Raw genomic sequence first — 14298 nt, 5'->3', positions numbered from 1 at the left:
GGGCGGGATGAGCGGCAGTGGCATGGATGCGGTGCGGGACGGTCTGGCGCGGGGACTGGCGCGATTCGTCGCGCCGGCCCGGCTGCCCGACGGCTTCGCCCCTGCCTTCGCCCAGAAGCCGGATGGCGCCGTCTTCGACCTGACCGCCAATGCAGCGGTGGCCGAGGCCTTGGCACACCCGATGCTCGGCGGCGGGGATGGCGCGATCGACCTGCTGCTGGCGCTCGCCGGCGGGCCCGGCCCGGCCCCCGGCGCCATCGGCCCGGCGCGCATCGTGGTCGAGAACGAGACCCCGCGCGACCTGCGCATCACCACGCCGCACCACCTGTTCACCGGCGACCTGTTCCGCGGCGAAATCCGCCAGCATCTGCACGGCACCGATGGCCCGCCGGCGCTGATCCATGGCGGCAATCTGGTGGAATTCGCCTTCAAGGGCCGCTGGCATTGCCTCGATGTCGAGGATGCCATCGTTGCCGCCGGCATCGAGGATGCTGAGGGCGGTGTCCGCCTGTTCCATGAAAGTGTGCTGTCCGGCCGTGGTGGCCGCTTCTCGCGCGGTGGCCCACGCGAGGTTGCCCGGCTGCGCTACGTGTACGAGCTGCGCGCCGACACCCCTGTGGTGGCGCTGACGGTGACGCTGACGCCGTTGCCCGGCGTCGTCCTCGACCGGCCGCGCATCACCACCGCCTGCGATGCGATGAGCCCGGGCGATGGCGTCGAGTACGGCACATTGGTGCTGGGCGACGGACGGCGCGCCAGCCCCGCCGGGGACAATGTGACCGTCCATGAGGGTCCGCTGGCCGCCTATGGGGTGCGGCAGGGCCGCACGCCGTCGCGCGCGCATGCCGTGCTGCTGACGCCGCGCGACCCGGCGGCGGTGTTGAACGTGAAGGCCTCCGGCCCGACCGAGGGGCGGCTGCATTGGCTGCTGACCCGCTATGCCGGCACGCGGCTGGCGGCGGGCGAGGCGCTCACCCAGCGCGAGGACCGGCTGCTGTTGTGCGGCACCGAGCTGCCGATCGTCGCGCCGCGTGGTGCCGATGCGGCCAGCGCCGCCCCGCGCCAGCGCATCGCCGCCGCGTTGGCCACCCAACTCGTCTTCGGGGACGGGAAACGTGCCGAGGCCCTGTCGGCGGCGGTCCGGCGCATCCTGGCGGCATTGCCTGGGGACGAAACCACCCCCGGCGAATTGGCCCATGCGCTGATGGCGAGCGAGGCGCTGTTCCGCATCACCCGCGATGCCGAGGACCGGGCGCGGATCAACGGGCTTGTCGCCAGATTGCTGGCGACCCAGGCCGGCGACGGCGTGTTCCGCGAACCCGGCGGCGCCGTCGCTTCCGTGGCCGAGCATGCGGCCGCGCTATTGGCGCTGGCGCGGCGCCTGGCGCTCGGCGCGGCAGAGCCGGTCGGCGAGGCGCTGCGGCGCGGCATCGCGGCGCTGGCGCTGATCACCCTGCCCGGCCCGGTCGACACCATCACCCTGCCGGCGACGCCGGCGGCGGACACCGAGGCGCTGGCGCATGTGCTGCGCGCGCTGCGGGCGGCGCAGGCGGCGCGGGTGTTCGGCACGCTGACGATGCCCGAAGCGGAGGCGCGACGCCTGGCCTTCCTCGCCGACCTGGCGCTGCGTTTCCTACAGGCGCGGATCCGGCCGGAAGGGGATGCGCTGATCGTGGATGGGACGGTCTCGGCGCAGGCGGCGGCGCTGGCCGCGCTGGTGCCGCCGGAAGGGGCCATGGCGCGGGTGGCGGGATGACGTGGACGGGGAAAAGCCTTGCCCCGTATGCGTCAGGATCGTGCCGACCGGCGGCGAAACCGGAGAGGGCTTTTCCCCCGCCGCGCGAGGCACTCGCTCGCGCCCCGAGGGAACGGCCCAAGGGTCGGCCTGATTTCGTTGCTGCTTCCGCCAGACCGATTGGAGGGGCTTTGCCCCTCCAAGCCACCCCACCAAAGGCCCGAGGCCTTTGGAAACCGATACTGGGTGTCGGGCGCGAAGGGGGTTCGCGGCAGCGAAAGTCGCTTGGGGCAGGGGAACGCGTCTTGGCATCGAATCCCGCCGTCGTGGCCCGTGCTAAATATCGGTTTCCAATGGCGGGGTGGCGATCGACGGTCGCGTGGGCTGTCGCGTCGCTGCGCATCCTTTGCGGACAGCCCGTACAGAGGCCGCCTTCTACCCACCGTTCCCGCGCCGATCGATTGCGCAGCAATCGCCCGAAGGTGCAGGAAACTGAGTTTCCTGCCGGGGTGCTCGAGGGGCAGCGCCGCTCGATGTCACGACATGCGCAAACCGAGTTTCCTGCCGCGCTTCTCGCGAAGCAGCGCCCCTCGGCCTGCCTCCTGGCCCTGGCACTGCTGATGTCTCTCGCCGCCTGCGCCGTCGCCCCGCCGCCCCCTGAGCCGCCGCTCTCCTACCCCCCCGCCGCGCGCGAGCGGATGCTGCGCATCGCCATGGCCGAGTGGGAGGATTGGGGCCGCCAGGATGCAGCCGCCCCGCCGCGCGGCCAGGAATCCGATGTGGCGAATTTCCCCCGCGTGCTGGCCTATTGGCGGGCCGTGCCGGATGGCGCGGCGCCGATCGCGCGCAACCGCGTGCGGTATCGCGACGGCGACCCTGGCCTGTGGCAGGAACCGGCCTGGTCGGCGGCCTTCATCTCCTTCGTGATGCGTGGGGCCGGGGTGGATGGGCGGGAATTTCCGTCCTCGGCCGCGCATGCCTTCTACGTCGATGCGCTGATCACGGATTCCCAACGCTTCCCGGCCACCGCGCCCTTCATTCCGCATGAGGTGACCGAACGCGCGCCGCGGGTAGGCGACCTGGTCTGCGCCGACCGCTCGGCGGCGCCGCTGGCGTCGTGGCGCGACCGCATCTCCGAACGCGGCCGGTTCCGGCCAATGCATTGCGACATCGTGGTCCGCGTGCGCCCTGGCCAGGTCGAGGCGGTGGGCGGCAATGTGCGCGATGCCGTGACCCTGTCCCGCTTCCGCACCGATTCGGCGGGGTTACTTCTTCCCCGCGCGGCCGGCGAACCCACATGGTTCGCCATCCTTGAGAACCGGCTGGGGCGCCTGCCCCCATGGTTCTCGCCATTCCAAAATGAGGGTTCTGCCCCGTGAGCGACCTTTTCTCGCCCTTCACCTTGCGTGGCGTCACGCTGAAGAACCGCATCGGCGTGTCGCCGATGTGCATGTATTCGTGCCGCGATGACGGCGTGCCGACCGATTGGCACATCCAGCACCTGGTCAGCCGCTCGGTGGGCGGCGCCGGGCTGGTCATCACCGAGGCCTCGGCCGTGGTGCCGGAGGGGCGTATCACCCCCGCCGATGTTGGCATCTGGAACGACACGCAGATGGCCGCTCATGCGCGCATCGTCGCGGCGATCCATGCCACGGGTTCGGTCGCCGGCATCCAGATCGCCCATGCCGGGCGCAAGGCGTCGCGGGCCGCGCCGTGGGTGCATGGGCCGGCGGTGCCGTCCTGGACCTGCATGGCGCCCTCCGCCGAAGCCTTCGAGGGCTTCGCCGTGCCGCAGGCGATGACCGAGGCGGATATCGCCAACACCATCTCCGCCTTCGCCGAAGCCGCGAAGCGCTCGGTGAAGGCGGGCTATCGCTTCATCGAGATCCATGGCGCGCATGGCTATCTCGGCCACCAGTTCTGCAGCCCGATCAGCAACCGCCGCAACGATTCCTGGGGCGGCGATTTCGAAGGCCGCACCCGCTTCATTCGCGAAGTCGCGACCGCGGTGCGCGCGGTGATCCCCGAGGAGGTGGTGCTGGCGCTGCGCATTTCCCACACCGACTGGGTCGAGGGCGGCTGGACCACTGAGGAGAGCGTCGAACTGGCGCGGCGGGTGAAGGCGCTGGGCGTCGACCTGATCGACGTCTCCTCGGGCGGGCTTGATGCCGGGCAGAAGATCGTGCTCGGGCCAGGCTACCAGGTGCCGGGGGCGGATGCGGTGAAGCATGGCGCCGACATGCCCGTCGCGGCGGTCGGGATGATCACCGAACCGGCGCAGGCGCAGGCCATCCTGACCGAGGGCAAGGCCGACCTGATACTGCTCGCGCGGGTGCTTCTGCGCGAGCCGTACTGGCCGCTGCGGGCGGCCGTGGAACTCGGGCGCAGCGATACGCTCGGCGTGCCGCCGCAGTATGAACGCGGCTGGAACGCGCTGGCGAAGCTGGCGATGGACACGGATATCGCGGCGCCGATGCACGCGCTGTAGAACAGGGAGGGGCGGCGCGCTGCCGCCGCCCCGTTCCCGACCCGGCAGAAGGATGCCGCGATGGCCGAGATTGACAAGGTTCGTGGCCTGCTGACCGGCCTCCCACGCCCGGTCGGCTGGGCAGAACGCCGGGCGCGAATCGAACAGGTCGCCGCCGTCGACGCGCCGCCGCCCGAGATTGCCTTCACCTCCACGACCATCGCTGGCATCCCCGCCGAATGGTCCACGGCGCCGATGGCGGATGCGCGGCGCGTGCTGTTGTACCTGCATGGCGGCGGGTATTGCTCGGGGTCGATCGTCAGCCATCGCGGGCTGGTCTCGCGTGCCGGCCAGGCGGCCGGGATGCGGGCGCTGGCGCTGCAATTCCGCCTCGCACCCGAGCACCCCTTTCCCGCCGCGCTCGACGATGCGCGCGCTGCCTATGAGGCGCTGCTCGCCGAGGGCATCGCGCCGGTCGATATCGCGGTCGGCGGAGACAGCGCCGGCGGTGGGCTGACGCTGGCGCTGATGGTGTCGCTGCGCGATGCCGGGCGACCGTTGCCGGGCTGCGGCTGGCTGGTCTCGCCCTGGATTGACCTCGCGATGACAGGGGCGACGATGGACAGCAAGGACGCCGTCGATCCGCTGATCCATCGCGGCTATCTGGAGGAACTGGCGGCTGCCTATCGCGGCGCGGCATCGGCGGACCATCCGCTGGTCTCCCCGTTGCGGGCGGAGCTCGGCGGCCTGCCGCCGATCCTGGTGCAGGTGGGCTCGGCGGAGACGTTGCTGGACGACGCCGTGCGCATCGCCGGCCGGCTCGGCGCGGCGGAGGTGCCGGTGCGGCTCGAGGTCTGGCCGCAGATGATCCATGCCTGGATGTTGTGGGCGGGGCGGCTGGCGGAAGGGCGGCAGTCGCTGGCCTCGGCGGGCGCCTTCCTGCGGGCGCGGGGATTAGTGGCGGCCGGATAGACCGTGCCGGACGGCGCGCGCCGACGTCTGGCGGGTCGGTTCTCCTTGCCGGACCGGCGTGCTGGCCCCATGACGGAAACGACCGCAATCGGAGACCCGCCATGGCCGCCTATCTCCTCGCGAACCTGACGATCCGCGACCCCAGGGCCTTCGAGGCCTACCGCCAGGCCGTGCCGGCGGTCATCGCGCGCTTCGGCGGGCGCTACCTGGTGCGCGGCGGCGCGGTCGAGGTGAAGGAAGGCGAGCCCGGCCTGCAGCGGCTCATCATCCTGGAATTCCCCGACATGCCCGCGGCGCGCGCCTTCTACGACAGCCCGGACTACGCCCCCCTGCTGGCGCTGCGGCTGGCGGCGGCAGATGGTTCGGTCGCATTGGTCGAGGGCTGGTCGGCGTGACCATCGAGGCGCTCGCGCCCTGGTACCTGTGGATGAAATCGGCGCATCTGCTCGGGGTCTTCGCCTGGATGGCGGGGCTGTTCTACCTGCCGCGGCTGTATGTCTATCACTGCCAGGTGGTGCCTGGTTCGGCGCAGTCGGAGCTGTTCAAGGTGATGGAACGCCGCCTGCTGCGCGCCATCATGAACCCGGCGATGATCTGGGCCTGGTGCTTCGGCACGCTGCTGGTGCTGACGCCGGGGGTGGTGGATTGGGGCGCGGGCTGGTGGCACGGCAAGATGCTCGGCCTGTTGACCATGACCTGGCTGCACCATGACCTGTCCATCGCCCGTAAGCGCTTCGAACGGGATGCCAATACCCGCAGCGAACGCGCCTGGCGGATGATGAACGAGGTGCCGACGCTGGCGCTGATCCTGATCGTGGTGATGGTGATCGTGAAGCCCTTTTGATACGGGCAGTCGAATGCTCCGACCGCCCGTATCAGCCTTGCCTTGCCCACAAATTCCGGGCGCGCGCATCCGCGCGCTTGGCTTTCGCGCCCTGCATTGGAGCGCTGGCGGCCGCGGACGGTCTGGGCGCGGTCGCGCTTTGCGCTCGCGGCCCGAGGCAAGCCTCGGGCCGAAGAGGATTGCCAGCCGTGTTCGCCCTTGAAATCAGGGGCCCGGACCGCATATCTCCGGTTGACGAGCGGCTCACGGCTTCATAGGGTTCGCCCGCTTCCCGCCTGCGGTGCGGGGCGTTCCGCGCCAGGCGCCGCCACTTCCTTCCTTTCTTTCGGGACTTCACCCGTCGCGCCAGACCCTGGCGCGGGCCTGGGTGAGCAGGCCGCGACGCGCGGTTCCTCCGTGCGCATGCGGCCCTTGGGAACGTCCCGGCCAATCCCCTGCTATGGACCGCGTCCAGCACCCATGCACCTTTCCGAACTCAAGGCCAAAAGCCCCGCCGACCTTCTCGCCTTTGCCGAGGAGGTGGGCGTCGAGAACGCGTCCTCGCTCCGCAAGCAGGACATCATGTTCGGCATCCTCAAGACGCTCGCCGAGAATGAGCAGGCGATCTACGGGGAGGGCACGCTCGAGATCCTGCCCGACGGCTTCGGCTACCTGCGCAGCCCGCAGGCGAACTTCCTGCCCGGGCCTGACGACATCTACATCTCCCCCGCCCAGGTGCGCCGCTTCGGCCTGCGCACCGGCGATACGGTGGAAGGCCAGATCCGCGCGCCGAAGGATGGCGAGCGGTATTTCGCGATGCTGAAGGTCAACAGCATCAACTTCGAGCAGCCCGAGGCGCTCAAGCACCGCATCAACTTCGACAACCTGACGCCGCTCTATCCCAGCCGCCGGCTGAAGATGGAGAACCCCGAGGTCGAATCCGTCGCCAAGGGCCCGGCCAAGGACAACACGCATCGCGTCATCGACCTGATCGCGCCGATCGGCATGGGCCAGCGCGCGCTGATCGTCGCCCCGCCACGCACCGGCAAGACGGTGATGCTGCAGAACATCGCCAAGTCGATCTCGGCGAACAACCCTGAAGTCTTCCTGATCGTGCTGCTGATCGACGAGCGGCCCGAGGAAGTGACGGACATGGCCCGCACGGTGAAGGGCGAAGTCGTCGCCTCCACCTTCGACGAGCCGGCGACGCGCCACGTCCAGGTGACGGAGATGGTGCTGGAGAAGGCCAAGCGCCTGGTCGAGCACAAGCGCGATGTCGTCATCCTGCTCGATTCCATCACGCGTCTCGGCCGCGCCTACAACTCCGTCGTGCCGTCGTCGGGCAAGGTGCTGACCGGTGGTGTGGACGCCAACGCGCTGCAGCGGCCGAAGCGCTTCTTCGGCGCGGCCCGCAACATCGAGGAAGGCGGTTCGCTGACCATCATCGCCACCGCGCTGATCGATACCGGCTCGCGCATGGACGAGGTGATCTTCGAGGAATTCAAGGGCACCGGTAACAGCGAAATCATCCTGGACCGCAAGCTGTCCGACAAGCGCGTCTTCCCGGCGATCGACATCACCAAGTCGGGCACCCGCAAGGAGGAGCTGCTGGTGGATCGCGGCACGCTGTCGAAGATGTGGGTGCTGCGCCGTATCCTGAACCCGATGGGCACGCAGGACGCGATGGAATTCCTGACCGACAAGCTGAAGTACAGCAAGACGAACCAGGACTTCTTCGACGCGATGAACACCTGATCCGGCGGTCGTCGCGCACCGTCGGCGCGACGCGATGAACAGCCGATCAGTATCGCTCGGAGCCGCCGCGCTTCCCCGGCGCGGCGGCCACGCATTATTGTCGCGGCCGGGCCGGGCGACGCCAGCCAAGGGGAGACGCCATTCATGAGACGCCGAACCAAGATCATCCTCGGCGTGCTGCTGGCCGTCCCGCTGCTCGCCATTGCCGCGACCTTCGTCATCCTGCCGCGTCTCGACCTCGCCGCCCACGCCGCAGCGCGCGCCACCGCGTCCCTCGGCCGCACTGTCACCATCGAAGCGCTGCGCATCACCCCCGGCCTGACCACCACCGTCGACATTCGCGGCGCGAGCCTCGCCAATATCGAGGGCGGTAGCGCGCCGCAGATGGCAACGCTCGAGACCGCCACCGCCGTGCTCGACCTGCTGCCGCTGCTGCGCGGTGAGGTGGTACTGCGCCAGGTGCGGGCGGAAGGCTTCTCCCTGCTGCTCGAACGCGACGCCGAGAAGCGCCGCAACTGGCGGTTCGGCAGCGCCGATCCGGCCGGCCCCTCCGCACCCTTCGCCGCCGAACCGCCCAACCGCAGCGGCCTGCCGCTGATCCTCGATGTGCGCCTTGCGCGCAGCGAAATCGTCTTCCGCACCAGCAGCGGCAATGCCCTGCGCAGCGAGATTACCACCACCACCATCGCCGCCCCGGGCGCCGACCAGCCGCTCACCTTGCACGTCGAGGGTGCCTACAACGCCGTGCCCGTCACCCTGACCGGCACGCTCGGCACGCCGAACCAGCTGCGCGACGGGCGTACGCCCTTCCCCCTTCCGTTTCGCGCGGTGGCCTCCGGCACCGTGGTGACCTTCGAGGGCACCTCGACCGACCCGCTGAATGCCGACCGCCTGGAGGGCCGCCTTTCGCTTGACGCGGAGTCGCCCGGCGCCATCCTGTCGATGGCCGGCGCCGGGCCCGGGCCGGCAATCCCGGTCAAACTCGCCGGCACCTTCCATCACGCTGGCGACCTGTGGCGTCTGATCGAGGCCAGCGGCGAAATCAGCGACGCCGCCTTCGCCGCACCGCAATTGCAACTCACCGAAGGCGCCTCCGGCCAGCCGGATGCGATCTTGGCCGAGATCGACTTCACCCGGCTCGACCTCAACGCCATGTTCGGCGCGCCGCCCGACCACCCCGGTGGCGAACATGGCGATGCGGACATGCCGCTGACCTTCGCCGTGGCGCCCGACCCGCAACTGCGCGTGCACGCCACGGCGCGGGAACTGTCCTATGCCGACCTCGACGCCACCGAGGTGCGTCTGGTCGCCTCGGCAGAGCCTGGCCTGATCAAGGTCGAGACCTTCAACCTGCGGGCCTTTGGCGCGCGCATTGAGTCCTCGGGCACGCTGGAACCCTCCCCGCGTGGCGGCCGGGTCGCCGCCGAGGCGGCGATGCGCGAGGGCAATCTCGACACGCTGCGCCGCGCCTTCGGCATCCGCTCCCTGCCGGCGCAGGGCCCGATGGAATCCCGCGTCGCCGTCACCGCCGAGGGCGAGACGATGAATGCCGCGACGCGCCGCGCCAATGTCTCGGCTGTGGTGTCCATGCGCAGCGGTTCCATCGCGCGGGAGGTGATCGAGATGGCCTCGACCGACCTGCGCGCCCTGTTCCGCACCGCGCAGGGCAATACGTCGCTGACCTGCCTGCTGGCCGTGGTGGATCTCCGCGCCGGCCAGGGCGAGGCCGCGCCGCTGCGTATCCGCGCCGGCACCGGGACGATCAGCGGGCTGGCGAGTTTCGACCTCAACCGCAAGCAGCTCGACCTGGTGATCGGCAGCCAGAGCGAGACGACCTCCGACTTCGCCCTCGACATTCCGGTGCGGGTCAGCGGGTCCTTCGCCGACCCTTCCATCGCGCCGGCACGATGGTCCAGCGAGGGCCGGGCGCGGCTGGCCGCCGGCGACCGCGTCGCACCACTACCGCCGGCATTGCGCGACTTCGCTCGGGCGAGCCCGTGCTTCCGGGCCGGCGGGCGGCGCTGAAGGCGCGTTCAGCGCCGCAGCAACTCCATCCGGCCTCGATGGCGCCGATCGCCACCGCCTCGTCCCAGGATTCGAGGTGTTCCAGCGCGCGGGAGATGTGACCCAGCGCCGCGGCGGCACCGGCCAGGCCGGGCGCTTCGTCGAGCATCTCGCGCGCCGTGACCAGCTTGTCGGACCCGATCATCGAACGGCGGGCAGGGCGGTTCATGCCCCCCCCTCCAGGTCGTTGTCGCAGTCGCCGCAGAGCATCGCGCGGGCGACATCCAGCTGGTCGATGACCTCTGCGGCATCCGGCGGCGGCGCCTGGGCGAGCAACAGCGACGTGAGCAGCAGCACGCGGCGGCGCTTGCCGTCGATCCGGCCGGACATCGTCACTCCTGCGCTCTTGTGCGGCAGGCTATGACACCCCCATTGGAGGAGCCATGAAACCCAGCACGGACCCTGGCGCCGAGATCCTGCGCGCCACCCTGTTCGCCGCGCGCGCGCATGCCGGCCAGACGCGCAAGGGCGCGGCGGCCGAGCCCTACGTCAACCACGTCATCGAGGTCGCCGAGATCCTCGCCGCCCATGGCGCGCCGCTGCCCGTGGTGCTGGCCGGGCTGCTGCACGACACGGTGGAGGACACCGAGGTCACCCATGCCGACCTGGTCGCCGCCTTCGGGGCGGAGGTCGCCGGGCTGGTGGCCGAGGCGACCGACGACACCTCTCTGCCCAAGGATATCCGCAAGGGGCTGCAGGTCAGCCAGGCGCCGAAGAAGTCGGATGGGGCGAAGCAGCTCAAGCTGGCCGACAAGATCTCGAACCTGGTCGCCATCGCCGAGAGCCCGCCGGCCAATTGGATCCATGCGCGGCGCGTCGAATATGTCGGCTGGGCGGGGCGCGTCGCGGCGGGGTTGCGGGGGGTGAATCCGGCGCTCGATGCGCTGTTCGACACCACCTACCGCGCCGCCATGGCGAAGCTGTCGGCCGAGGAAAGCTGACCGGCGGGCGGCGCCTGCCGCCACAATTGACCTCGCGCCGCCGCGCCGTCGCCATGAAGACGCCGCGCCGTTGCCCGGCTGCAATGGTTTGCTGCTTCCTGTCATAGGGAGATGCGCCATGACCCGCCTGCTTCGCGCCGTGACACTGATCTTTGCCACCCTGACCGTCGCTCCCGCCTGCGCTTATGAGCAGCCCTATCAGCAGGGCTGGGGTCCGGCGCCGACGCAGGTCTGGTACCAGCGGCCCGCGCCGCGCGGCTGGCAGCCGCCGCCGCCGCGCTGGGGCTGGCAGCAGCCGCAGCCACGCTGGGGCTGGCAGGCGCCGCCGGCCCGTTGGGCGGGGCCGCCGCCCTCGCGTGGCTGGGGTGGCCCGCCGCCGCGCGGCGACCATGGCTGGGGCGCGCCGCGCCCGACGCGCTACGAGCAGCGTCGGCATGAGGACCATCGGGACCGGCGGCACGACGACCGGCGCTGGTAGCCGCCAGCACGCTTCGTCGCGGTTGGCTCGGCCCGGGCGCCTTGCCCCGGGCCGTCCGGCAGCCTAGGTGAAGAGCCTTCCGCGGCCCTCGGGCCGCGCCCGCGACGTGAGACGCAAATCAGTACCATGACAGACGACAAGGATATCCCCGACACCGAGGCCGAGGCCCCCGTGCCCGTGCCCGTGGCGGAAGCCACGCCGGAGGAGCGCATCGCCGCCCTCGAGGCCGAGGTCGCCAGCTTCAAGGACAAGTGGCTGCGCGCCGAGGCGGAGATGCAGAACCTGCGCACTCGCACCCAGCGCGACGTGCAGGAAGCCCGCGCCTACGCCACCCAGAAATTCGCCCGCGATGCGGTCGAGGCGGCGGAGAACCTGCGCCGCGGCCTCGACGCCCTGCCCGGGCAGGCCGCCGGCGAACCCGAGGTGCTGACCAAGATCCGCGACGGGATAGAAGGGGTGGAACGCTCCTTCCTCGGCGTCCTGGAACGCAACGGGGTGAAGCGGGACGACCCGACGGGCAAGCCATTCGACCCCGAGATGCACCAGGCGATGGCCGAGCAGCCGGCTCCCGAAGGGGTCGCACCCGGGTCCGTGGTGGCGTGCTGGACGCCGGTTTGGACGCTGAACGGGCGTTTGCTGAAGCCGGCGATGGTGGTGGTGGCCGGGAAGTAGAAGGCAAGGTCGGGGGAGAGAACTCCCCCCGGCCCCCCTCCTTTTCTGGCTATTGGCGACGGCCACGGAAGTCAGTCCCCAACAGATAGAAAACGGAGGGGGATTCGGGGGAGGTGTTCCTCCCCCGCCTTCAACTTCCCGCCACTTCCCTTGCCGCCCGCCGCCCGCCCAACAGCGCCCCATGCGCATAGGACGGCCACTCTGTCGTCGCCGCCTCCCCCGCGAAGAAGATCCGCCCCGCCACCGGGCGCGACAGCGCGGCGTGGTCGCCGATCGACGCCCCCACCGGCAGGAAGGAATAGGCCCCGCGCGCGTGGATATCGCGCGACCAGCGGGTGACGCGGCTGTCCACCGGGCGCGGAATGCCGGTGCCGAACATCCGTCGCAGCACCTCCATCACCAGGTCGACCTGCGCGGCATCAGGCAGCATCTCGATACGCTGCGCGGCGGACCCGCCGACCAGCGCCACCAGCACCGGCACGCCCAGATGCGGCTGGAGAGAGACGATCTCGGGCGCCACATTGTCCCGCGTGGCGGACAGGCTGCGCAGGTAATGCACCTCGGCCGGCCAGAAGGGGCGGGGGAAGGCCAGCACGATCTTGTTCAGCAGGCCATTGCCGATGCGCGCGATGGCGCCCTGATGGGCGGCGGGCAGCGGCGGGTCGAAGGCGACATCGCCGCGCTTGAGCACGCCAAGCGGCAGCGTCACCACCACGCGGTCAGCGAAATAAGCCTGGTCTGCCGTCGCCACCACCACGCCGGACCCGGTCAACCGCACCGAGCGCACCACCTGGCGCAACTTTATGTCGAGGCCGCGACCCAGCAGATCGGTGATGGCGTTGTAGCCCTGGGCGAGGAGGTGGTTCTCCTCCGGGATCTCACCCTCGCCCCCGAACCAGCCCTGGGCGGAGACCTCCGCCGCATCGCCTCCGGCATAGCCGGCGACGTAGGAGGACAGCCAGGCGGCGACACGCTGGTCGTAGGGCGTGGTTCGGGTGGTGGGGTCGAGGATCGGCACCGCCTCGGCCAACGAGACGTCGCGCGCGCCGGCATAGGCATAGGGGCTGTCATGGGCGATCAGCCGGCCGACCGTGTCGAAGATGGCGGTGGTCTCGGCCTCGGTCAGGCGCCGGCCATCGGCATCGGCCATGATGGAGCGGGCGTCGTAGGTCGGCATGCGGCGGATGCCGGCAGCGTCGGCCAGGGGGGTGAGGGGGTTGCCCTCCGGCCCGTGGATCCAGGCGCCGCCCATGTCGAGGCGGACGCCGCGGAAGTCGACCGTGTGCAGGCGGCCACCGGTGCGCGGGCGGGCTTCCAGCACGGTGACGCGATGACCAGCATCGGCCAGGGCTCGGGCGGCGCCGAGACCGGACAGGCCGGCACCGATGACGATGACGTTGAGGGCCCGCGCCGGCGCCTGGGCGTCGGCCGCGCCGGGCAGGATGGGCGCGGCGGCAGCGGCCGCGAGCAGCCGCAGCAATGACCGGCGGCCGAAGCCCGGCGCCAGCGCCATGCCTTCGCCGGCAGAGCCTCTAGCGTCGCCCATCAGACCGGCAGGTCCTGCCAGAACGGGTTCAGCGAATAGTCGAGCTGGTTGGATCCGAAGGCGTCGATCGGTGTCAGCATCGTGTCACCGAGCCAGCCGCGGTCGATCTGGGATTCGAATTGCGCACGCAGCGCGTCGCTCTGCAGGTAGGCGGCGGCCCAGCAGCCGACGACCATGTTGTTGCCGACATGCAGGGTGACATGCGCGATCGGGTTGTCGCGGTCGCCGTGATAGACCATCGCGCCCAGCGGCACGTTGTCCCCAGCCACATAACCGCGCACTGGCATCAGCGTGTGAATGAGTTGCCGCGCCGTCTTGTTGGCGCCATCCACCGAGCTCGCGGCGTCCGACAGTTCCTGGCAGAATCGGCCCGCCCGCAGCACTGACAGCGCACCCGACATGACGGCCCATTTGATGACGCTGACGTAGCAGTTCACCGCCCGGTCAAAATCGCCTTCCCCGGGCTTGGCCAGGGCCAGGTCCTGGTGGTGCTGGTCCCAACGCGACCGGCCGACCGCCTGCAGGGCGACCACGCAGGTGTCGCGGACATCGGCCGCCAGTGCCGCATTGTTCATCAATGCGCCGTAGAGATGCAGGGCGTCGCTGTTGACGGGCATCAGCCCCTCGATGATCGGCATCGGCGCGACAATCCCTGTTGAATTCGTACCCGAGGATAAGTGGCATTGTGTCGTCATGGCAACGATACCCCCGGCCTGCCGCGCGCCTTGATCCGTCGCAAAGTGCCCATGCGCACACGGCGCGTCGCCTCCGCGTGAATCCAGGGGCCTTCCGGGACTTGTCCGCAGCCTCGCGGATCAATACATCCCGTCTGTCACGTTGCCTCG

General features: G+C 70.4%; 14 protein-coding genes. 11 read left to right on the top strand and 3 right to left on the bottom strand.

Features of this window, described 5'->3' with window-relative positions; genetic code table 11:
- Positions 1 to 7: 7 nt before the first annotated feature.
- From IEY36_RS18385 to IEY36_RS18350, 8 genes are all read left to right on the top strand, one after another.
- Positions 8 to 1756, top strand: coding sequence for a hypothetical protein (locus IEY36_RS18385; RefSeq protein ID WP_188969388.1), 1749 nt, complete (start codon positions 8 to 10; stop codon positions 1754 to 1756).
- A gap of 461 nt (positions 1757 to 2217) precedes the next feature.
- Positions 2218 to 3114, top strand: coding sequence for a DUF2272 domain-containing protein (locus IEY36_RS18380; protein ID WP_229681412.1), 897 nt, complete (start codon positions 2218 to 2220; stop codon positions 3112 to 3114).
- Positions 3111 to 4223 carry an NADH:flavin oxidoreductase/NADH oxidase gene (locus IEY36_RS18375; RefSeq protein WP_188969386.1) on the top strand — a complete coding sequence of 371 codons (1113 nt, stop codon included), beginning with the start codon at positions 3111 to 3113 and terminating at the stop codon, positions 4221 to 4223. The genes IEY36_RS18380 and IEY36_RS18375 overlap by 4 nt, the downstream gene beginning before the upstream one ends.
- A 60-nt stretch (positions 4224 to 4283) precedes the next feature.
- A complete protein-coding gene (locus IEY36_RS18370) occupies positions 4284 to 5174 on the top strand; it encodes an alpha/beta hydrolase (RefSeq protein ID WP_188969384.1) in 891 nt (296 codons plus the stop codon).
- Positions 5175 to 5275: 101 nt separating this feature from the next.
- Complete coding sequence (locus IEY36_RS18365; protein ID WP_188969382.1) at positions 5276 to 5569, top strand: DUF1330 domain-containing protein; 294 nt, start codon at positions 5276 to 5278, stop codon at positions 5567 to 5569.
- Positions 5566 to 6018, top strand: coding sequence for a protoporphyrinogen oxidase HemJ (hemJ, locus tag IEY36_RS18360; protein ID WP_188969380.1), 453 nt, complete (start codon positions 5566 to 5568; stop codon positions 6016 to 6018). Before IEY36_RS18365 ends, hemJ begins: the two co-directional genes overlap by 4 nt.
- Positions 6019 to 6477: 459 nt before the next feature.
- Positions 6478 to 7752 carry a transcription termination factor Rho gene (gene rho / locus IEY36_RS18355; protein WP_188969378.1) on the top strand — a complete coding sequence of 425 codons (1275 nt, stop codon included), beginning with the start codon at positions 6478 to 6480 and terminating at the stop codon, positions 7750 to 7752.
- 144 nt (positions 7753 to 7896) lie between these two features.
- A complete protein-coding gene (locus IEY36_RS18350; protein ID WP_188969376.1) occupies positions 7897 to 9777 on the top strand; it encodes an AsmA family protein in 1881 nt (626 codons plus the stop codon).
- Positions 9778 to 9981: 204 nt separating this feature from the next.
- Here IEY36_RS18350 and IEY36_RS18345 read toward each other — a convergent pair whose 3' ends face one another.
- A complete protein-coding gene (locus tag IEY36_RS18345; RefSeq protein ID WP_188969368.1) occupies positions 9982 to 10146 on the bottom strand; it encodes a hypothetical protein in 165 nt (54 codons plus the stop codon).
- 53 nt (positions 10147 to 10199) lie between these two features.
- Here IEY36_RS18345 and IEY36_RS18340 point away from each other — a divergent pair, with 53 nt between their 5' ends.
- The 3 genes from IEY36_RS18340 to IEY36_RS18330 all read left to right on the top strand — a co-directional run bounded on the left by IEY36_RS18340 (position 10200) and on the right by IEY36_RS18330 (position 11907).
- On the top strand, positions 10200 to 10757 hold the full coding sequence (locus IEY36_RS18340) for an HD domain-containing protein (protein ID WP_188969366.1): 558 nt from the start codon (positions 10200 to 10202) through the stop codon (positions 10755 to 10757).
- A 118-nt stretch (positions 10758 to 10875) separates the two neighbouring features.
- Complete coding sequence (locus tag IEY36_RS18335; RefSeq protein ID WP_188969364.1) at positions 10876 to 11235, top strand: hypothetical protein; 360 nt, start codon at positions 10876 to 10878, stop codon at positions 11233 to 11235.
- Between the two features lie 126 nt (positions 11236 to 11361).
- Positions 11362 to 11907, top strand: coding sequence for a nucleotide exchange factor GrpE (locus IEY36_RS18330; protein WP_188969362.1), 546 nt, complete (start codon positions 11362 to 11364; stop codon positions 11905 to 11907).
- A gap of 130 nt (positions 11908 to 12037) precedes the next feature.
- On the opposite strand, the gene IEY36_RS18325 is transcribed toward IEY36_RS18330, so the two are convergent.
- Both IEY36_RS18325 and IEY36_RS18320 read right to left on the bottom strand, forming a co-directional pair.
- Positions 12038 to 13453: a flavin monoamine oxidase family protein gene (locus tag IEY36_RS18325; RefSeq protein WP_188969360.1), complete on the bottom strand. Its 1416-nt coding sequence runs from the start codon at positions 13451 to 13453 to the stop codon at positions 12038 to 12040.
- Positions 13453 to 14091 (bottom strand): hypothetical protein, encoded by a 639-nt coding sequence (locus IEY36_RS18320; RefSeq protein ID WP_188969349.1) that lies wholly within the window; start codon positions 14089 to 14091, stop codon positions 13453 to 13455. Before IEY36_RS18320 ends, IEY36_RS18325 begins: the two co-directional genes overlap by 1 nt.
- Between the last annotated feature and the right edge of the window lie 207 nt (positions 14092 to 14298).

The sequence above is a fragment of the Neoroseomonas lacus genome (assembly GCF_014644535.1).
GTDB lineage: Bacteria > Pseudomonadota > Alphaproteobacteria > Acetobacterales > Acetobacteraceae > Neoroseomonas > Neoroseomonas lacus.
This window is presented reverse-complemented; position numbering and strand designations above follow the sequence as displayed.